The following is a 19,273-nucleotide window of genomic DNA, read 5'->3' on the forward strand; positions in this document are numbered from 1 at the left end:
CCCTCGCCATCAGGCGTTTAGGGTGCCTTGCTTGCAGTGTCAGTGACCGGGGCAGAGCTGCGGAGACTGTCGTGCACAACTTTGAGCTGGTAGGCCGCCACGATGAGCTCGGCAACGCCAACTGCCCACGCGACGCCGGGGGCGCCCCAGACGATGCCCAGGGCGAACATGAGCGGAACGTTGAACGCTGCCCCGATAGCTGTCGATTTTGCCAGGGCTGCGCCCTTTCCCAGCGGGATGAGGCACGCGAGGCCTACAACCTGGGCCACGATCACGCCCCCGAGTATCAGACCGAACGGGACGCTGAGGCTGTAGCCGATGAGTATTTCCCCGCCTGAGAACAACGCACTGGCCCACGGCGTCAGCGCTGCGAGAAGTACTCCGGCGACCAAGCCCGCCACGGGAGCCAGTCTCGCGACGGTGCGGATACGGTGGTCCCGTTGACCGGGGCCTCCTTCCGGTATCCACCCCTGGATAACCTGCAGCACGGGGCCGAATCCGGCAACGGCAAACCGGAACAGCTTATCGGCCAGCGCGTACTGGGGGAGCGACGCCGTCACGACCTGGTTCACGGCCAGCATGGGGAGGTTGCTGTTCAGGCTGCCCGTCCCGGCAGCGATGACGCCGTATTTTTGGCTCTTGAGTCGCGCCATGGCGGCTGTGAAGCGAAAGTCGGCTTTGACGTGGTGCCCTGTTCTTGCGGTGGCTCCGGCTGCGCCAAGCAGGACGGCGAGGAGATTGAAAAACAGCAAGCAGGCCACAAATACGATCGGCTCGGGGACGAACTGGATCAGCAGAACTCCGGAGATGATCCCCAGCCCCTGCGGGAGGACGTCCAGGAAGAACAGTTTCCACGGCTTGGCCTGGCCGATGAAGAACCACGACGCGCCCACGAACGGCAGAACGTAACTGACGGATGCAAGCGCGGCCACTTGCGGGCTGTCTTGCGTGATCAGCAACATGACGACGTACATCACGGGAGCCGCCATCAGGAAGAGGTAGATCCTGCTGACCAAAGAGTCGACATACATTTGCGGTCGTTCCGGGGGAGTCAGCGATGCGACGAGCGCCGCTCCGACGGTTCCCCACCCGAACGCAACGATGATCCCAAAGATGGCTGCAGTGGCCTGGGCCAGTGCCAGTTCACCCCACGTCTCTTTGCCAAGAGTGACAATGACGAAGGGGATTGCCAGGAGATTGATGGCCGTCGAGAAGACGAGGGATGCCGCAAATCCGCCGAAGCGGGTCAGCAGGGCGGGAAAGGCCTTCACAGCCAAGGTGGGGACTCCGATCATGGGATGGACAGTGTCCGTCGGCAGGTGCCGGCGGACAAAGTACAGTCCTGAATCCTATCGCGTGCTGCGACGGCTCCGTTCGTCCGTCCTACGTTCCAAGGGTGGCGCCTGCCTGTCCGTGATTCCGGGATCTGCCCTAGTACACCAGGCTGCGGCACCCCAGTTGGGTGTTGAGGGTACTGAACACTGAGACCGCCACGCCGTATGTGCACACGGTGTACTGGCCTCGTGCAGTAATTGGCACGGTGGTGGAGTATCCGTGGTCTCCGATGGTCTGAAGGGCAGAATTGACGTCCGGCCGTTTGAGGTTGGCGGTGAACGGATACCCCTTTGTGGTGCCGTCAGGGTAGGTGATGTAGACGTGCACGGGGTTTGAGGAACCAGGCATGGCCGGATCAAGGGTCCACCCCTGGGTGGTCAACGACGCCTGGCCGTTGGAGACCTGGATGCCCGCAACGTCGAGGCTTCCCATGGTGGGCGGAGTCGACCGCACGGTGACGTCGCGGCAGCCCAGCGGCGTGGGGCCGGCCGAGAGGGGGGCAACACCGACGGCCTTGGCGCAAACGGTGTAGTTGCCCGGGGTGCTGATCGCGATTTGGGCTTGGTACCCGTGGTTGCCGATCGTGTTCAAGGCGGCGTTCACATCAGGCCGCGCAAGGTTTGCCGTGGCCGTCACCATGACTGGACTTGCTATGGGCGTGCCGTCCTTGGCCGACACGTACACGTTCACCGTGTTGTTCTTCCCCGGGTAGCTCGGGTCCAAAGTCCAGCCGCTCAACTGGAGGTTGCCGGTGTTGGGCGCCTGAACGAGCGAAACAGCATCGTAGGAACCCATGGGTGCCGGGCTGGCAGCAATAGTGATGCTCTTGCAGCCAAGGGGCAGATTCGAGTTCTGGCCTATTGCATAGGTGCACGCCTGATAGGTCCCCGGCATCGTCAAGGTCACTTGGTAATCGAAGCCATGGTTGGAACCAAGGCCGGTAACTGTCTGAACATCGGGCCGGGAAGTGTTCGCGGTCATGCGGTAGCCGGTCGTGACCCCGTCCGGGCCCGTAATGTAGGTATCCGCGTAGGTGCTGGCGGCTGGGTTAGCCAGGTCAACTGCCCATCCGCGTAGCTGGACCGCGACTTTGTCAGCCGTCCTGACCTCGCTGAGGCTGTCGAAATTCCCAATCGGGGCTTCAACGCCGGTAGCCGTGATGCTCTTGCAGCCGAGTGCGGTGTTCCCGAAGGTACCTATGGAGAAAGCGCAGGCCTTGTAAGTTCCCGACTTGGTGATGGGCACGGTGCCGTCAAAGCCATGGGACGATCCATAGCCAAAGACATTGTTGACGTCGGGACGGGAAGCATCGGCAGTCCACGGATAGCCGGTTGTCGTGCCATCAGGGCCGGTGATGTAGACGTGTGTCTGGTTTGAGGCCGGGATATTGGCCAGATCGACCGACCAGCCCCTGGCCCGAAGGCCGACGTCGGTCCCGTTCCTGACGACTGAAAGGTCGTCGAAGCTGCCGGTGGGCAACGCAAATCCGGCAAATCGTTGCAGCGACGCGTAATCACCATTCCATACATTCGAGTCGCCGGCCATCGGGCCGGTGCTGCTGTATTGCCAGACGCTGTACGTCGACCAACTCGCGGGAAGGGCGCCGGCGTCGTTGCTGGGCGAGCCGGGATATGCAGCAGCCCAAAGCGGGTAGTCACCGAAACCTGTCTGGGTGCCAAGGCACTGATTCCACCAGCTCGTATTGGTGTAGATCATGGGCAACCTGCCGGTGAGTGACTTGACCGTATTGCCAAAGTCCTGGACCCAGGCTGCCAACTGGCCTGGCGACATGTTGTAGCAGGTATCGCCGAAGTAGAAGCCGTTGATGGTCCTGCCCTCGTAGGGATTGAATTCAAAGTCGAGGACCGGCGGCAGAGTGTATCCGTCGGGGGACCATCCTCCACCGTTGTTGACAAAATAGGTGGCTTGATCGGCTCCGGAAGACCAGTTTGGAATCGCGAAATGGTAGGCGCCCCGGATCATTCCTACATTTCGGGATCCCTGGTATTGGGAACTGTAGGCGGGGTTCGTGTAGTAGTTGCCTTCGGACGCTTTTACATAGGCAAAGCGCGCTCCCATGTTCCATTGCTGCTGCCAGTCGACTGCGGACTGGTAGTAGCTGACGTCCAGCCCCTGGACTCCGAATGTCGGCATCCATGTGCCTTGGGCTGAGAGGGTTTCAATGCTGGCCGATTTGGTGCTTGCCGGGGCCTTGGAAGAGGTGACCCTTGCTGAACGCTGCCCCATTTGCGCACCACCGGGTCCGATGGCGTCGGCCATGGATTGGGGTTGTGGGGATGGGGCAGCCGCGGCGCTCTTCGTAGGAAGCGGTGAGGGCTGCGCTGTGCTGCTGGCGGCGGATGGCGGCGTGGCAGAAGGGGAGGCCGTGGCTGAAGCCGAGGGAGCGGGTGGAGTGGGCGCCGGGCTCGGTTCAAGAGCGAAGGCGGGTCCGGTGAGACCCGGGCCAACGACAAGAGCAAGCGCGAGCGGAACCACCCCTAGGTACTTCAGGAATGGGGTACGGGACTGAGACAGGTTCCGCTTCATATTGGCTCCGGAAGACAATGCGCGCTCCCCCGAACGCCCATCTGGTTTGCTGCACCGGTGGTCCCCCCAGGGACGCGCGGAACAGGGTTATTGACACTTAACGCGCTCACCATAGCATCGTGTTGCGTGGGGGACTAGTGGTATGGGTGTTTCTGCTGGGGCTCGTGTGAGGTATCGCCGCCAGCAGGGCTTTGATTGAATCGCCGGCGCATCCGATACCATTCATGAGGCGCGTCCGCAGATGGCTTTCATTGACCGCGCATCCAGATCTAGTTGGCTTCGTGCGTTCAACGCAGCGGGTCATGGGGGACGATGAACAGCAACCACGGCTCAAAAGCTTCCATGGCGCTCGGCTGGAGAATGGCAGCAGCTCCGGTCGCTGTTTTGGGGGCGGGCCTTATTGCCTTCGCCAGGCTGAGCCCAACGGCCCAAGGGACCATCTGGGCAGAAGATGGAGCTGTCTTCGTCCAGGATGCACTGGCACGTCCTGGAATTCTCGGAGTCTTTTCCCCTTACCAGGGTTACTTGCACGTGGTGCCTCGACTTGCGGCCGCATTCGTTGTCCGGCTTTTCCCCGTGGACGCTTATGCCGTGGCTATCTCACTTCTGAGCAGCCTGATCGTTGGTCTCGTAGCCTTCATGGTCTTCCTCTGTGCCAGTGCCATCTCGACACGACTTGTGCCGAGGCTGGCGTGGGCATCGATCACGATCCTCGTGGCACCCGCGGCGCTGGAGACCTCGGGGAACCTTGCCAACCTCCACTGGTACCTGCTTTGGCTGGCTCCCTGGCTTCTCATCAAGCCGGCGCGGAACGGGGCCGAAGGAATTGTTCTATTTGTTGTGGCTGCGCTCGCGTCCCTGACTGAGATCCTCACGCTGATGTTCGTGCCGCTCTTCCTCTACCAGTTCCGGGAAAGGAAGTTATGGCCTGCCAGGGCCGGGTTGTTAATCGGTATCGCATGCCAGGTCTTCACGACCGTAAGTTATCCGCGTTCCGCTCCGTTTGAGCCTGCAAACTTTCTGTCTGTCGTGGCCGGTTGGTTCCTCAACAGCAGCTCGGCAGTAATGTTCGGTACGTCCAATCAAATTGCGCTGCTTATTTTGAACTTTGGGGCACTCCCTATTGTGTTGGCGGCCCTCCCTTTTTTCGCGGCCTTTCTCTTTCTCTTGTTCAGGAGCACTGCTGCCCATCGTTTCGTTGCCCTGGTCGCTGTTGCGGCGTCCGTGGGCGTTTGGGCTGCGGCCGTGCTTTTCAATTTCTCGAAAGAGTTCAACTACGCGGAATTCCAGGCCGCCCAGTGGCATGAATTCCTGCTGGGCCGATACAGCGTATTGCCGTCCATGTTCCTTCTTGCCATCCTTCCCCTCTTAGCAGTCGCTTTGGAAGAAACTTCTGCCAAGGCCGCAACTTCGGTGCTGGCCGTATTCGCCCTCTTGCAGTGCTTGTATTTCTTCCCCTCTTTTTCATTCCGCCAAGACGGTCCCATCTGGGCTGTGGGAGTTGCCGACGCCCGCGCGGCCTGCGCGGAGAACCCGGAGATGGCTGCGCACGCGGTCGCAACGGCGCCGGGAAACTGGAAGGTGGATGTGCCTTGCGCCATCTTGCGAAGGTGAAACGCCTGGCTTGGTCCGGAGAACATCGGCGCCTGACAAGCCCGGCGAAAATTCCACGCCAGTGCATTGCTGGTGCACATGTTGGCATTGTTCTGGCGTTGTCGATTGAAGATCGTGTTCCCAGCGTCCGCTAGCTGATCTTCTGGGACTGCCGCCGGAGGATGGGCGTCTTTGTCCACAGGCGCACCCATATGACTTGGCAGCATGGTGTACGCTCCCTAGGCTGTTACCCAGTCGCACTGCCTCCGATGGAGGTGGCATTTGTATGGGGGAACATATGGACGCGCTGGGAATAGTTGAGGACGAGGTCCGCGAACTTATCCGCCGCCGCGGATTGGATCCGCTCCGGCAAGCGGGCGAAGTCCGGCGCCTGGTGGAAGCTGCGGTCACCGACTATGACGAGCGGGCTTTGATCGGACCGCTTCCGCCCATCGGGCCGCTGGACGCAGCCCGCAGATTCCTGTTCGACGCGGTTGCAGGGTTCGGTGTGCTTCAGCCGCTGCTCGACGATCCTTCGATCGAGGAGATTTGGCTCAACGCCCCGAACGAAATCTTCGTGGCGCGTAATGGCGAGTCCGAGCTGACGTCATTGAGCCTCACTGAGCAGCAGGTGCGCGACCTCGTGGAGCGTATGTTGAAAAGCTCGGGCAGGCGCCTGGACATGTCGTCGCCCTTCGTGGATGCTGCTCTCCCGGATGGCTCCAGGCTTCACGTCGTCATCCCGGACGTCACCCGCCGCCACTGGGCGGTTAACATCCGCAAATTCGTGGTGAAGGCGAGCCGACTTGAGCACCTTGTTGAGCTCGGAACGCTGACGCACCAATCTGCCCGGTTCCTTGGGGCGGCAGTTTCCAGCGGCCTGAACATCCTGGTTTCCGGCGCAACACAGGCCGGAAAGACCACCATGCTGAATTGCCTGGCGGCCAGTATCGGCAGCCGGGAACGCGTGATCACGGTTGAAGAAATCTTCGAACTCCAGTTCCCGCTGCGCGATGTGGTCGGCCTCCAGTGCCGCCAACCCAACTTGGAGGGTGAAGGCGAGATCCCGCTCCGGCGTCTGGTGAAGGAAGCGCTGCGGATGCGGCCCGACAGGCTGGTGGTGGGGGAGGTCCGCGAAGCGGAGAGCCTGGACATGCTGATTGCACTGAACAGTGGACTTCCCGGGATGTGTACCGTCCACGCTAACTCTGCCCACGACGCTGTCACCAAGATTTGCACGCTGCCGTTACTGGCCGGGGAAAATATCTCAAGCGCCTTCGTATTGCCCACAGTCGCATCATGCATCGATCTCGTCGTGCACTGCAGCAGGCAGGCAGACGGGCGGAGACAGGTAACGCAGATCCTTTCACTGGGGCGACGCGTGGAGAACGGCATCATAGAATCCTCGCTTGTCTTTGCCCTGGAGAACGGCGTTTTGCAGCCCAGGGCAAACGCCATGCCGGCGGCTGAAAAATTCACCCGGGCCGGTTACGACGTCGCCGCACTGTTGGATGCTCGATGAATTCCGCGATATTGGGGGCCACTGCGGGGGTTGGCTTCTTCCTCATCTGGTGGTCATCCTGGGAGACCCCAAATACCGGACGCCGGGAGCGGAAGCCCGGACGCCTCAGCGACCTGCTCAGTGCCGCCGGCGTCGAGAAAGTATCCGCCCGGGGACTGGTGGGGACCTGCCTGGGCATGGGACTGTTCATTGCCCTTGCCTTCTTCGCGATCAGCCGTTCATGGCCGATCGCCGGCTGCTTCGGACTTTTCGGAGCGTGGCTGCCAATCACGCTGCTCCGCTGGCGGGCACGAAAAAGGACGGCGCTGCTGCGCCAGCTCTGGCCCGACGTCGTTGACCACCTGCGCTCGGCAATCCGCGCCGGCCTCCCGCTGCCTGAAGCCCTCATCCAACTCGGCGACAAAGGGCCCGAAGAGCTCCGGCCTCTGTTCCGGGAGTTCGGCGCCGACTACCGTGCCGGCGGCCAATTCGACGGCTCCCTGAACAAACTCAAAAACCGGCTTGCCGACCCCGTGGCAGACCGTATCGTGGAAGCGTTGCGGCTCACCCGTGAAGTGGGCGGCTCCGATCTGGGCCGGCTGCTCGGTACCTTGGGAGAATTCCTCCGCGAAAGCGCCCGCACACGCAGTGAGCTCGAAGCGCGGCAGTCCTGGACGATCAACGCGGCTCGGCTTGCTGTTGCCGCTCCGTGGATCGTACTGGTCCTGCTGGCAACCAGACCGGAAGCAATCCAGGCGTACAACACGCCCATGGGCGCGGCAGTCCTGGTGGGCGGTCTTGTTGTCTCGCTCATTTGCTACACCGTCATGTTGAAGATCGGCGCCCTGCCCCAGGACGAAAGGGTGCTCCGATGATGGTCATCCCGCCCGCCGCTGTTGTCTGTGGAATGGGCCTTGGACTCGGCTTGTGGCTGGCAGTCTTCAGGTCCCCGCCAATGCGTGCCATGACACTTTCTGAACGGATCGAGCCCCAGCTTAAGTCCCAGAACCTGGAGTCGCGGCTCCTGAACGCGGGCAAACAGACCTTGACACCATTCGGGCCGCTGGAACGGATTCTGCGTCCGGTCTTCCGTGACTGGCTTTCCGCATTGGCCCGGTTGAACCCGTCGCCGGGAGCCACGGAGCGGCGGCTTGCCCAGGCGGGGATCAGCAAGTCGCCCCTTGACTTCCGCGCGGAACAGCTGCTGTGGGCAGCGGCCGGGTTTGCCATATCCCTGACATTCACAGTCATTGGAGCCGCCGCAGGAAGGTTCAGTCCGCTCTTCGCGGCTGCCCTAACCATCGGCAGCGCAGCAGCAGGTTTTGTACTGCGGGATTACTGGTTGGGCGCCCAAGTCCGACGCCGGGAGGCCCGCATGATGGCTGAGTTCCCCAGCCTGGCTGAGCTGATGGCCTTGGCCGTCAGCGCGGGAGAAAGCGCGACGGGTGCATTGGACCGGGTCTGCCGCAGCGCCCACGGAGAACTGTCCAAGGAATTTGCCAAGATCCTCGCAGAGACAAGGGCAGGCAAACCCCTCATCCTCGCCTTGGAGGAATTTTCGGCACGCACTGACCTTGCGCCCCTGGTCAGGTTTGTTGACGGCATCATCGTTGCAGTGGACAGGGGAACCCCTCTTGCGGAAGTGCTCCGCGCCCAAGCCCAGGATGTCCGTGATTCGGCCAAGCGCGACCTCATGGAAGCCGCAGGCAGGAAAGAAATAGCGATGATGGTGCCGTTGGTCTTCGGGGTCCTCCCGCTGACGGTGGTATTCGCCGTCTTCCCGGGCATTGCAGCGATCAATTTGGGCTTCTAAGGGCTGTGGACGGCACTCAGTCGTGCTGCGGCCCCTGTAAGGACATATAAATCAGGAAAGGATGCAACATGAAAATGATCGGAAACCGTCTCTTCGTGCTGTTTATCGGAATAGCTGCTCTGTTGCAGTGTGGAATACAGCCCCCGGGAAACCGGCGCCGATCGGAAATGGCTCCGGGCGACAACCCCGAACGTGGGGACGTGCCGGGTTGGGTAATGATTACACTCATGTCCGCCGTCCTGGTGGCGGCTCTCCTGGCGCTCGCCGGCCCGGCACTGGAAGCCATGTTCAACCAGGCCATGGATAAAGTAGGGAACTGATCCATGGCACGATCCGCTCCAGGGCTCGGGGCGCGTCCCGGGCTGCCCTCCCAGGGGGAGCGGGGAGCCGCCGTCGTGGACTTTGTCCTCGTCGGCGGGCTGCTCACGTTGTTCTTCCTCGCGATCATCCAGCTGACCTTGGTCCTGCACGTTCGGAACACACTTATCGATGCTGCCGCGTCCGGGGCCCGGTACGGGACCTTGGCAGACCGCAGCGCTGCAGATGCGGAGGACCGGACCCGCAGCCTCATTGTGATTGCACTAAACCCCGGATTTGCCGAGCAGGTCAGCACCAGGGAAGTGAATCTGCAGGGAACGCGCACGCTGGAAGTTACCGTCAGGTCACCACTGCCTGTCATCGGCCTGATCGGCCCCCGGGACATGTTGGAGGTGAAAGGGCATGCAGCCATCCAGCCGTGATCCGGGCGCACCTGACAGGCCGCCCGGAACCGCGAGCACGTTCCGCCTCGTGACAAGGTTCGCGGAAGCACTCTGCCGGCAACCACCCCGGGACGCCGGCCGGCTCCCGGGAAATGCAAACGTCCCCGGCCTCCAGCACCGGGGACACCCGCAGCGGCACTCCACAGAGCACGAACAGGGGAGTGCGGTGGTCGAGTTCACCTTCCTGGCGCTTCTGCTGATGGTTCCGCTGGTGTATTTCGTCATCACGGTTGGGCAGATCCAAGGAGGTTCCTTCGCCGTGGTTGGCGCCGCGGACCAGGCGGCAAAGGTGTACGTTGCCCAGGCCGACCCCGTCAACGCGCAGGCGGCGGCGGAGCGGGCAGTATCCCTGGCGCTTTCCGATTTCGGGCAGGAACCAGGGCGGGCAAACGTGACGACAAGCTGTGAACCTGCAGACTGCACCGCCGCGGGAAGCGCCGTCACGGTGACCGTCAGCCTCAATGTGGCGCTCCCGTTCCTCCCTTTTGCGGAGGGATTGTCTGCTACGGACGTCCAGGCCTCCGCAACCCAGTTGGTGGGGCGGTACCGGTGACACCCAGTGAGCAAAACGGCGAAGACGGCCAGCTGACGGTGATGATCGTCGGCTATGTGGCCCTGGCCTTGCTGGTCGCCACGGTCGTCATCGGAATATCCAGCGTCTACCTCGAGCACAAGCGGCTCCTCTCCTTGGCTGACGGAGCATCCATGGCCGCTGCCGACAGCTACACACTGGGCGACGTCTCATCACAGGGCGGAACCCCGTCTGCTGTCCTCAACCCTGCCCGGGTGCGCAACGTGGCAGCTGACTTCATCGGCAGAAGCCCGGCCTCACAACGGTTCTCCAGCCTTGCCGTAGCCCCGGGAACGGGATCGCCCGACGGTTCGACCGCCGTCGTAGTCCTTACCGCCGCGGTGCATCCGCCAGTGGTGAACTTCCTGGTGCCCGACGGAATCCGCATCGAGGCGTCCTCCACGGCACGTGCCCGGCTGGTCCGTTGACGCCTGGCCCGGCGGAGCAGCCCCGTTCACGGGCGGCGCAGGGCCGTCTGCCCCGATAGCGTAGGCTTAAACCACCATGGCCAATATTGATTTTTCCGCTGAAATCCGCGCTCTCCGCGCCACCTACGAGTCCATCGAACGCGTCTCAGACGTCGATGCCCTCCGTGAAGACATCGCCGAACTCAGCGAGCGGGCAGGGGAGCCGGACCTGTGGGACGACCCCGCAGCGGCCCAGAAGATCACCTCCAGGCTCTCCCACCGCCAGTCCGAACTGGAGCGCCTCACCAACCTGGCCTCACGGATCGACGACCTCGAAGTGCTGGTGGAACTCGGCCAGGACGAGGACGACGCCGCCTCGATGGGGGAGGCCGCGACCGAACTGGAATCCATCAAGAAGGCCCTCAAAGACCTGGAAGTGGTCACCCTGTTGTCAGGGGAATATGACGAGCGCGAAGCCGTGGTCTCCATCCGGGCGGGAGCGGGCGGAGTCGATGCGGCAGATTTCGCCGAAATGCTGATGCGCATGTACCTCCGCTGGGCCGAACGGCACGGTTACCCCACGACGGTCATGGACACTTCGTACGCGGAGGAAGCCGGCCTGAAATCGGCCACGTTCGAGGTCAAGGCGCCCTACGCCTACGGCACCCTCAGCGTTGAAGCAGGAACCCACCGGCTGGTCCGGATCAGCCCGTTCGACAACCAGGGCCGGCGCCAGACGTCGTTCGCGGCCGTGGAAGTCATCCCGCTGATCGAACAGACAGATTCCATCGACATCCCGGACAACGAAATCAGGGTCGATGTATTCCGTTCGTCCGGCCCCGGCGGACAGTCGGTTAACACCACCGACTCCGCGGTGCGCCTCACGCACATTCCTACCGGCACCGTCGTCTCGATGCAGAACGAGAAGTCACAGCTCCAAAACCGGGCCGCGGCCATGCGCGTGCTGCAATCCCGGCTCCTCCTGCTCAAGAAGGAACAGGAAGACGCGGAGAAGAAGGCCCTGGCCGGGGACGTCAAAGCCTCCTGGGGCGACCAGATGCGCTCCTACGTCCTCAACCCCTACCAGATGGTGAAAGACCTGCGCACGGAACACGAAGTGGGCAACACGTCTGCAGTGTTCGACGGCGAGATCGACGACTTCATCGACGCCGGCATCCGCTGGCGTACTGACAACCGCAACGCCGAAAAGTAGCAGGCCGGGCCGCCGGCCGCCATGTGATCCGGCGACACGCCCCCGAAAGCCCGCCCAAGCGCCGGGCATCCTGCGTATAGTCGAGGGGCCGGGGCCCTACTTCCCCCAAACGAAAACCCGTGCACCGGCTGCAGAACTGGGCTGCATCAGAACAATCAGCCATGCCTGCAGGGTACTTAGGGCCATGATCCGATTCGAAAATGTCACCAAGGTCTACGACCAAAAAGCCCGGCCGGCGCTGGACTCCGTCAACCTTGAGATTGATCGCGGCGAATTCGCCTTCCTGGTGGGGGCCTCCGGCTCCGGAAAGTCCACCTTCCTTCGGCTGGTGCTGAAGGAAGACCGCGCAACCTCGGGCGCCGTCTACGTGGCCGGCCAAAACGTCGCCAGGATTTCGAGCTGGCGCGTGCCGCGCCTCCGCCGCGGTATCGGCGTCGTCTTCCAGGACTTCCGCCTCCTGCCGCAAAAAAATGTCTTCGCCAACGTAGCCTTCGCCATGCAGGTCATCGGCAAGAGCCGCAGCGTCATCCGCGATACGGTGCCCGAGGTCCTCAAGACCGTTGGCCTCGAAGGCAAGGAACACCGCATGCCGCACGAACTCTCCGGCGGCGAGCAGCAGCGCGTCGCCATTGCCCGGGCCGTGGTCAACCGGCCCGGGATCCTCCTGGCCGATGAACCCACCGGAAACCTTGACCCCACCACGTCCATGGGCATCATGGGCGTGCTGGACAAGATCAACCAGAACGGGACCACGGTGGTGATGGCCACCCACGACGACGACATCGTCAACGAAATGCGCAAACGGGTGGTCGAGCTCAAGAACGGCGTGGTGATCCGCGACGAAGCGAAGGCTTTGTACACCTCGATGATCCCCGTCGTCGGCCAGTCCAGGCGGCTCAAGGACGCCAGCGGCAGGGAAGCGCCCGACGACGGACTGCCGGGGAACGGTGCCGAAGGTGAGGCACGGCAATGAGGCTAGCATTCATCCTCTCCGAGATCGGCAGCGGCCTGCGCCGCAACCTTTCGATGGTGGTCTCGGTCATCCTGGTGACGTTCGTCTCCCTCACGTTCGTGGGCGCGGCCGGAATGCTCCAGATGCAGATCAACCAGATGAAGGGGTACTGGTACGACAAGGTCCAGGTGGCCATCTTCCTGTGCAGTGACGGTTCGACGGCGCCAGGGTGCGCGTCGGGGCCGGTCACGCCTGAGCAGCAGCAGGGCCTGAACGCGCTCCTTAAGTCGCCGGCCGTTGCCCAGTACATCAATGACTTCCAGTTCGAGTCCCGGGACGAGGCCTACAAACACTTTAAGGACCAGTTCTCCAACTCGCCCATCGTTGATTCCGTCACCCCGGACCAGTTGCCGGCGTCTTTCAGGATCAACATGAAGGACCCCGAGAAGTACCAGATCATCAGTGAGACCTTCTCTTCCCAGCCGGGCGTGGAGACCGTGATCGACCAGCGACAGCTGCTCGAACGCCTCTTCTCAGTGATGAACGGTGCCTCGTTGGTGGCAGTGGGCATCGCCGGGGTGATGATCGTCTGCGCCATTTTGCTGATCGCCACCACCATTCGGCTCTCCGCGTTCAGCAGGCGCCGGGAAACCGGGATCATGCGGCTCGTTGGCGCGTCGAAGACTGTCATCCAGTTGCCCTTCATCCTCGAGGGGGTCATCGCCGCGGTCATCGGTGCGGCGCTGGCTTCCGGCACCCTGTGGGCCGTGGCCCAGTTCTTCCTGGGTGACTACATGTCCCGCCAATACCCGGACACCGCCTTCATTTCTTCAGGCCAGACACTGATCCTCGCGCCGGCGCTGCTGATCCTTGGCGGATCCTTGGCAGGAATTTCGTCTCTCTTGACCCTTCGCAGATATTTGCGCGTTTAGGCTATGCAAACCGACCAAGGAATGCTCATGAACGTAACCGATCAAACCTCTCCACGCCCCCGGTTCCGCCGGGGACGGGCGGCCGGCCGCCGCATGGGGATCGTCAGCGGTGTTCTGGCGGTCATACTTTCCGCGGGGATGGCCGTGGCAACGCCCGTGGCCTTCGCCGACGACCTCGAAGACCGCAAGGCCGCGCTCGAGGCCGAAGCTGCCCGTGTCCAGGCTTCCCTCGAGTTCGTCGATTCCAAGATCGCCAAGGCCGCCGGTGACCTGGTGATCTACCAGGGCCAGTTGCCGGGTGCGCAGCAGGCCCTCCTTGACGCCCAAGGCCGTGTGGCCAGTGCGGTGAAAGAATCGGAGGCCCTGGCTGCGCGCGTCGACATGGCCCAGCAGAACAAGGCCAAGATCACCCAGCAGCTCGAAACGGACAAGCAGAAGATTGCCGACACCAAGAAGCTGATCGGCCAGATCGCCACCCAGGCTTACAAATCCGGCGGCGTGCCCTCCAACCTCTCGCTCTTCTTCGGGTCCAGCGGCGGCGGCAGCCTGACCGACACCATGGACCTCGCCGACCAAGCCATGCGAAGCCAGAACGCGGCGATGGACAAGCTCAACCAGCAGAACGCCACCAACGTCAACTCCGAAGCCCGGTTGCAGGCTGTGGAAGCGGAAATCACCGACCTCAAGGCCAAGGCCGATGCTGCACTGGAACGCGAGAAGGCTGCCCGTGACGAAGCCGCGGCCAAGAAGGCCCAGGTTGACCAGCTGATCGCCGACACCACCCGCCTCGATGCGGAGCTCCAGGCGGCCAAACCCGGTATCCAGGCCCAGCTCGCGGGCGTCCAGGCCAACCAGAACCAAGTGGCCAACGAGATCGCTGAACGCGACCGAAAGGCCCGGGAGGCATGGGAAGCCGAACAGCGCAGGCAAGCTGAGGCGGCCGCTGCCGCAGCTGCCGCCGCAGCGGCGGCAGCGAACCGCCCGGCTCCGCCCGTCCAGCCCTTTGTTCCGCCCGCAGCAGGATCGCCGTCGGCCTTTGGCCTCCGCCACCCCTTTGACGGCAGCATCCCCATTACCTCCGGCTTCGGCTACCGCACCACACCGCCGGGCACCATCGACTTCTATGGCACCGGCGGCTACATGCACACCGGCATCGACTTCGGCGCGGCCTGCGGTACGCCCGTGTACGCTGCAGCTGCCGGTGAAGTCTTCAGCTCGGGCTGGAACTCCGCCGACGGCGGCGGCTGGCGCGTCAAGATCGACCACGGCGTGGTGCAGGGCAACACCCTGACGACGATCTATTACCACAACTCGAGCATCGTGGTTTCGAACGGCCAGCACGTCTCGCAGGGACAGCTGATCGCCTACTCGGGCAGTACCGGCAACTCCACCGGATGCCACGCCCACTTCGAGACATGGCTCAACGGCAAGGCCGTGGACCCCATGGGGCTGCTCTAGGAAGAACGCTGCTGCCGTAGACTGGTATAGCTCCGCGCCGCCGGGCGCGGGGAGTCCAACCTGAACCCGAGGAGTTGCCCCGTGCCTAAAGAAAGTGGCCGTAAGGTGGTGGCCACCAACCGCAAGGCCCGGCATGACTACCACGTGCTGGACACATATGAGGCCGGCATCGCGCTGATGGGCACCGAGGTCAAGTCGCTGCGCGAAGGCCACGCTTCGATGGTGGACGGATTCTGCACGTTCTACAACGACGAACTGTGGTTGGAAGCAATCCACATTCCTGAGTACAACCAGGGCAGCTGGACCAACCACGCCGCGCGCCGCCGCCGTAAGCTGCTGCTGCACCGCGAGGAGCTCATTAAGATTTCCCGCAAGGTCCAGGAAGCCGGTTACACCATCGTGCCGCTCCAGCTGTACTTCGTGGACGGCCGGGCCAAGGTGGAAATCGCCGTTGCCCGCGGCAAGCGCGAGTATGACAAGCGGCAGACTTTGCGGGAACAGCAGGACAACCGTGAGGCCCAGCGCGAGATGCGGGAGCGCAACCGCCGCCGCTAGGAATTATTTCCGCAGGGTGTGCGTTAGTATTGGTAGTCCGGCAGGCTTGCCAGCCGGTTTGGTAACAAAATACGGGGATGATCGGTTTCGACGGTGTTAGTCGCGACAGGTGAAGCGGGCCGAGGATGCAGAATTATCTCGTAAACGCTTTCTGCAAACCAATAAGTGCCGAATCTAAGCGCACTGACTTCGCTCTTGCTGCCTAAGCAGTAAGACAGTCCGTCAGCCCGGGGATGCTATCGCCCCGGATCCTGGCGTCATTTAGATAGCCACTGCTGTTTGCTCCCGTCACCGGAGTAAACGGGACTCTTAGGTGACTGGGCCCGGATCAGCCAGCTGTTTGCGGCATGGCTGGGGCCGAGAAAATCCGACGCAAACTGCGCCCGGAGAAGCCCTGACAACACGACATCGGACGGGGGTTCAATTCCCCCCATCTCCACCCACGGCAAAGGCCGGGACGTTCCAACGGATGTCCCGGCCTTTGTTGCAACGCCCCGGTCCCTGGACCGGGGCGTTTTTCGTTTATTCGGCGACGGAGCGGGCAGCACCCAGGGATGCCCGCACCTATTGCCGGGCCTCGTTGAACCGCTGGGACAGGACCGGGACCAGGGACCGGATATAGCTGCGGGCGGCATGATCATTATCGAAATAGACTTGCAGTCCGCCAATCACCGCGTAGCAGCGCTGGCCATCGCAGAACTGGTCCGAGAGGTCGAGGACCTTGACGCTGGGCTTGCCCATGCCCTTGGCGGCTTCGGCAACCGGGTCCGGAACCAGCGCCTCGCCGCGTGCATTGGCGCAATCGACGGGTTGCTGCGGGTTCAGCGCCACGCAGTCAGGGCTGGTGCGGTGAAGGGGTAGTGGCGGGTCCCGGAAGACGAAGACCCGGCTGCCTGCCGATGTCCAGTCACCCAATCTCTTCGTCACGGCATCCTTGTACTGGTCCATTTGCGGCCGGCCGGTGCCATCGTCGAGAGTTTCACCTGCTCCGAATGAGGACGCGAAGACCATGTCAGGCTTTTCCTTGACGATCCGATTGGATACCTGGGCGCTCCACCCAAGGCACCGCTGCTGTGCATGCGGATCGGTGGCAGGCGCGCCCGCCACGGTCACCCGCTTCACGTCAACGAACGGACAACCGCCAAGCAATGATTCCTTCACCTTCCACTTGTGCAGCCGTGCCAGCTCGTACAGGCCGGCCTTCCACTGCTCGGCATGCGAGTCGCCTACCAGCCAGACAGTCGCCTCCGGCTGCGCCCCTCCAGTGAAGTCGCACTCGGCCAGGACCTGGAGGTCCTCGTAGACCACCGGATCCGCGGACGGGTGGCATTCAGGTGCGCTGAACCATGGTGCTTCGTTCGGCCCCACGTTGGCGACCTTGGCGGCACCGAAGGGATCGCTGCAGCCATTGCGCGGGTCAAGGCTGCGCGCCCCGTGGCATGGTTCGCCGATGAGGCTTTCCAACTTCGCCGCCTCGGCGGCCTGGGCTTTGCCGAAGCTTAGAAGCATGCCACCTGACAGTGCACAGACCAGTCCCGCCGTGACTGCCATGGCCGCAAACACGCGGAGCGGTTTGGCACCCCGCAGGAGCCTGGTGCGGCCGGGGTCTTCGACGAGTTTCTTGGAGACATAGGAAAGCGCTATCGCACCCACCAGGATGGCGAGCTTGTCCCGGTTCCCCAAGGAGTGGCCCAGAAACGCCGGGAGCAGGACAATCATGGGCCAGTGCCACAGGTACAGGGAATAGGACACATCGCCCAGAAACTGGATGGGCCGGGCGGCCAGGACCTGGTTTGGCGACCACACCGGTCCTGTCGGACCGGATGCGATCACCAGCACGGTCCCGGCCACGGGCACCACCGCGGCGAAGCCCGGAAAGAAGGTCTGCTCGTTGAAGCAAAAGGCGGAATAGGCGATCAGGCCGTAGCCGAGCCACTGCGCCGCGCCTGACAACGCCAGATGATGGTTGGGCAGCCGAAGCCGCAGCGCTGCCATCGCATGCGGGCCGCCGATGGCAATTAAGGCACCGGCTCCGAACTCCCAGGCCCGTGCCGGGGTGACAAAGTAGGCGGGGCTCCTGTTGGTGTAGGTGACCCAGATGCAAAATGCCAGCGCAGCAGCGCTGGCCAGTGTGACTCCCAATGCCAGCAAGGCCCGCCGGCGGAGTCGCAGCCGGATCACTGCCACCGAAAGCCCCATGAACAGCAGTGGCCATACCAGGTAGAACTGTTCCTCCACCGAGAGGGACCAATAGTGCTGCACCGTTGAGGCGGCCTCGCTGTGGGCCGAATAATCAACCGATTTCGCTGCCAACACCCAGTTCTCCGCGTAGAGGACGGCCCCGATGGTTTCCTGGGCGATTGCCAGCCAGCGCGAGAACGGCAGCAATGCCCACGCCGCAAGCAGGGAAACCGACGCAACGAGGGTTGCGGCGGGAAGCAAACGCCTGATCCGCCGGGCGTAGAACTGTGCCAGGTTGATGCGGTTTGACCGCTCCAGCTCGCCCAGAAGATGCTTGGAGATCAAATAGCCCGAGATCACGAAGAAGACATCGACACCGACGTAGCCGCCGGAAAGCCGTGCCGGCCACAAATGGTTCAGGACCACCAGGCCAACAGCCAGTGCGCGAAGCGCCTGGATATCCTTGCGGGTGGCGTCGACCGCCTCTGTTCGCCGCATTTCCGCACGGGTTCGCAGGACGACGTGTCCGGTCACAGGTACTCCTTGTCGATCTTCGTTTGAGCGCAGCGCGCCTGCCGCTCCGGTTGCCGGCATGGACGGAGGGCCACCAGGGCTGTGCACATTGCTTGCCGTGTTCCGGCGACATCCGGAAACAGCACGGCGCCGGCAGCCCTTCCCGGACTGCGGGCAGCAACCCCTTACGGCGGAAACGGCTGGACGAATACCGGCCACCTTGGCGGCGGTGGAGTCGGTGAGGTCATGGAACAAGCGAGCTCTGCATTTGGGCCGCTGTTGCAACCCCCCGGGGGTACTCTAGCACCGCGTCATGCCCCTGCCGGTGCTCCGCGGCTTGCAGGTGCAGCCCATTCGTTGCCCTGATACCACGACATCGCCCGGGCCTTAATGCTCTAGCGGCCTGCTCCCGCGCGCCGCTACCTTCGACTGTATGCACAACGATCCGCCGCAAACACCCACGGAGATCCTGGACGCAAACAGCTGCTGGGACCTCCTTCGCGGTGTCTCGGTTGGCCACCTCGCCGTGTTCGTCAACGGGTACCCGGAAGTCTTTCCCATTAATTACAAGGTGGACCAGCAGTCGCTGGTCTTCCGGACGGGCGAGGGAACCAAGCTGCGCGCCGCCGGCGGGCCACTCGCCGTCGCGCTTGAAGCCGACGGCCACGACGACGCCAAAGCCTGGAGCGTCCTGGTCAAGGGAAAAGCGGTGGTCCTGGAGCCGTCCGATGAGCTCCTCGCCGGAGCGGGCCTTACCCTGTTTCCCTGGCAGGCCGGAGAGAAAGACCATTTCGTCCGGATCGTGCCCGCCTCGGTGACCGGCAGGCGCTTTACCATCACGTCGCCGCTGACCTGGTGGAACCACGTGGGACACGGCACCCCGCACGGCACCGCATAGGCCGCGGCAACCGCCGGCGGGCCCAACGGCCCTGTCCGGGGCA

The 19,273-nt window shown here is 63.0% G+C and carries 17 protein-coding genes and 1 other RNA gene; 15 read left to right on the forward strand and 3 right to left on the reverse strand.

Features of this window, described 5'->3' with window-relative positions:
- Window positions 1-17: 17 nt before the first annotated feature.
- Together QRN53_RS02015 and QRN53_RS02020 are read right to left on the reverse strand one after the other, a co-directional pair.
- Window positions 18-1,295, reverse strand: a complete 1,278-nt coding sequence (locus QRN53_RS02015) for a lipopolysaccharide biosynthesis protein (protein WP_285242356.1) — start codon at window positions 1,293-1,295, stop codon at window positions 18-20.
- 136 nt (window positions 1,296-1,431) lie between these two features.
- Window positions 1,432-3,489: a lysozyme gene (locus QRN53_RS02020; RefSeq protein WP_285242357.1), complete on the reverse strand. Its 2,058-nt coding sequence runs from the start codon at window positions 3,487-3,489 to the stop codon at window positions 1,432-1,434.
- Between the two features lie 705 nt (window positions 3,490-4,194).
- Between QRN53_RS02020 and QRN53_RS02025 the strand changes: the two genes are divergently transcribed.
- The 14 genes from QRN53_RS02025 to ssrA all read left to right on the forward strand — a co-directional run bounded on the left by QRN53_RS02025 (window position 4,195) and on the right by ssrA (window position 16,080).
- On the forward strand, window positions 4,195-5,496 hold the full coding sequence (locus QRN53_RS02025; RefSeq protein WP_285242358.1) for a hypothetical protein: 1,302 nt from the start codon (window positions 4,195-4,197) through the stop codon (window positions 5,494-5,496).
- A gap of 277 nt (window positions 5,497-5,773) precedes the next feature.
- Window positions 5,774-6,997, forward strand: coding sequence for a TadA family conjugal transfer-associated ATPase (locus QRN53_RS02030; protein WP_285242359.1), 1,224 nt, complete (start codon window positions 5,774-5,776; stop codon window positions 6,995-6,997).
- The gene (locus QRN53_RS02035) at window positions 6,994-7,851 is read left to right on the forward strand and encodes a type II secretion system F family protein (RefSeq protein WP_285242360.1); all 858 of its coding nucleotides are present in this window, start codon (window positions 6,994-6,996) and stop codon (window positions 7,849-7,851) included. Before QRN53_RS02030 ends, QRN53_RS02035 begins: the two co-directional genes overlap by 4 nt.
- A complete protein-coding gene (locus tag QRN53_RS02040) occupies window positions 7,848-8,789 on the forward strand; it encodes a type II secretion system F family protein (protein WP_285242361.1) in 942 nt (313 codons plus the stop codon). The genes QRN53_RS02035 and QRN53_RS02040 overlap by 4 nt, the downstream gene beginning before the upstream one ends.
- Before the next feature lie 68 nt (window positions 8,790-8,857).
- Window positions 8,858-9,109, forward strand: a complete 252-nt coding sequence (locus QRN53_RS02045; protein ID WP_285242362.1) for a hypothetical protein — start codon at window positions 8,858-8,860, stop codon at window positions 9,107-9,109.
- A gap of 3 nt (window positions 9,110-9,112) precedes the next feature.
- Window positions 9,113-9,529 carry a TadE/TadG family type IV pilus assembly protein gene (locus tag QRN53_RS02050; RefSeq protein ID WP_285242363.1) on the forward strand — a complete coding sequence of 139 codons (417 nt, stop codon included), beginning with the start codon at window positions 9,113-9,115 and terminating at the stop codon, window positions 9,527-9,529.
- A gap of 187 nt (window positions 9,530-9,716) precedes the next feature.
- Entirely contained in the window at window positions 9,717-10,103 is a 387-nt protein-coding gene (locus tag QRN53_RS02055; protein ID WP_285242364.1) for a hypothetical protein, read from the forward strand.
- A gap of 41 nt (window positions 10,104-10,144) precedes the next feature.
- Window positions 10,145-10,549, forward strand: a complete 405-nt coding sequence (locus QRN53_RS02060) for a pilus assembly protein TadG-related protein (protein WP_502934812.1) — start codon at window positions 10,145-10,147, stop codon at window positions 10,547-10,549.
- A gap of 76 nt (window positions 10,550-10,625) precedes the next feature.
- The gene (gene prfB / locus QRN53_RS02065) at window positions 10,626-11,741 is read left to right on the forward strand and encodes a peptide chain release factor 2 (RefSeq protein ID WP_285242366.1); all 1,116 of its coding nucleotides are present in this window, start codon (window positions 10,626-10,628) and stop codon (window positions 11,739-11,741) included.
- A gap of 184 nt (window positions 11,742-11,925) precedes the next feature.
- Window positions 11,926-12,714, forward strand: a complete 789-nt coding sequence (gene ftsE, locus QRN53_RS02070) for a cell division ATP-binding protein FtsE (protein WP_285242367.1) — start codon at window positions 11,926-11,928, stop codon at window positions 12,712-12,714.
- On the forward strand, window positions 12,711-13,625 hold the full coding sequence (ftsX, locus tag QRN53_RS02075; RefSeq protein WP_285242368.1) for a permease-like cell division protein FtsX: 915 nt from the start codon (window positions 12,711-12,713) through the stop codon (window positions 13,623-13,625). Before ftsE ends, ftsX begins: the two co-directional genes overlap by 4 nt.
- A gap of 27 nt (window positions 13,626-13,652) precedes the next feature.
- Entirely contained in the window at window positions 13,653-15,083 is a 1,431-nt protein-coding gene (locus QRN53_RS02080; protein WP_285242369.1) for a M23 family metallopeptidase, read from the forward strand.
- An 81-nt stretch (window positions 15,084-15,164) separates the two neighbouring features.
- Window positions 15,165-15,638: an SsrA-binding protein SmpB gene (smpB, locus tag QRN53_RS02085; RefSeq protein WP_285242370.1), complete on the forward strand. Its 474-nt coding sequence runs from the start codon at window positions 15,165-15,167 to the stop codon at window positions 15,636-15,638.
- Window positions 15,639-15,711: 73 nt separating this feature from the next.
- Window positions 15,712-16,080, forward strand: a transfer-messenger RNA (tmRNA) gene (gene ssrA / locus QRN53_RS02090).
- A 122-nt stretch (window positions 16,081-16,202) separates the two neighbouring features.
- Here the strand turns inward: ssrA and QRN53_RS02095 are convergent.
- Entirely contained in the window at window positions 16,203-18,353 is a 2,151-nt protein-coding gene (locus QRN53_RS02095; protein ID WP_285242371.1) for an acyltransferase family protein, read from the reverse strand.
- 412 nt (window positions 18,354-18,765) lie between these two features.
- Here QRN53_RS02095 and QRN53_RS02100 point away from each other — a divergent pair, with 412 nt between their 5' ends.
- Window positions 18,766-19,230: a pyridoxamine 5'-phosphate oxidase family protein gene (locus QRN53_RS02100; protein ID WP_285242372.1), complete on the forward strand. Its 465-nt coding sequence runs from the start codon at window positions 18,766-18,768 to the stop codon at window positions 19,228-19,230.
- Window positions 19,231-19,273 lie beyond the last annotated feature (43 nt).

The organism is Pseudarthrobacter sp. fls2-241-R2A-127 (genome assembly GCF_030209355.1).
Lineage (GTDB): Bacteria > Actinomycetota > Actinomycetes > Actinomycetales > Micrococcaceae > Arthrobacter.

Excerpts from the sequence above, each read along its gene's own strand:
- QRN53_RS02030 (WP_285242359.1), top strand. The coding sequence starts at position 5,774 with ATGGACGCGCTGGGAATAGTTGAGGACGAGGTCCGCGAACTTATCCGC.
- QRN53_RS02015 (WP_285242356.1), bottom strand. The coding sequence starts at position 1,295 with ATGATCGGAGTCCCCACCTTGGCTGTGAAGGCCTTTCCCGCCCTGCTG.
- prfB (WP_285242366.1), top strand. The coding sequence starts at position 10,626 with ATGGCCAATATTGATTTTTCCGCTGAAATCCGCGCTCTCCGCGCCACC.
- QRN53_RS02045 (WP_285242362.1), top strand. The coding sequence starts at position 8,858 with ATGAAAATGATCGGAAACCGTCTCTTCGTGCTGTTTATCGGAATAGCT.
- ftsE (WP_285242367.1), top strand. The coding sequence starts at position 11,926 with ATGATCCGATTCGAAAATGTCACCAAGGTCTACGACCAAAAAGCCCGG.
- QRN53_RS02020 (WP_285242357.1), bottom strand. The coding sequence starts at position 3,489 with ATGCCGACATTCGGAGTCCAGGGGCTGGACGTCAGCTACTACCAGTCC.
- QRN53_RS02035 (WP_285242360.1), top strand. The coding sequence starts at position 6,994 with ATGAATTCCGCGATATTGGGGGCCACTGCGGGGGTTGGCTTCTTCCTC.
- ftsX (WP_285242368.1), top strand. The coding sequence starts at position 12,711 with ATGAGGCTAGCATTCATCCTCTCCGAGATCGGCAGCGGCCTGCGCCGC.
- QRN53_RS02040 (WP_285242361.1), top strand. The coding sequence starts at position 7,848 with ATGATGGTCATCCCGCCCGCCGCTGTTGTCTGTGGAATGGGCCTTGGA.
- QRN53_RS02060 (WP_502934812.1), top strand. The coding sequence starts at position 10,145 with ATGATCGTCGGCTATGTGGCCCTGGCCTTGCTGGTCGCCACGGTCGTC.
- QRN53_RS02025 (WP_285242358.1), top strand. The coding sequence starts at position 4,195 with ATGAACAGCAACCACGGCTCAAAAGCTTCCATGGCGCTCGGCTGGAGA.
- QRN53_RS02080 (WP_285242369.1), top strand. The coding sequence starts at position 13,653 with ATGAACGTAACCGATCAAACCTCTCCACGCCCCCGGTTCCGCCGGGGA.
- QRN53_RS02050 (WP_285242363.1), top strand. The coding sequence starts at position 9,113 with ATGGCACGATCCGCTCCAGGGCTCGGGGCGCGTCCCGGGCTGCCCTCC.
- QRN53_RS02100 (WP_285242372.1), top strand. The coding sequence starts at position 18,766 with ATGCACAACGATCCGCCGCAAACACCCACGGAGATCCTGGACGCAAAC.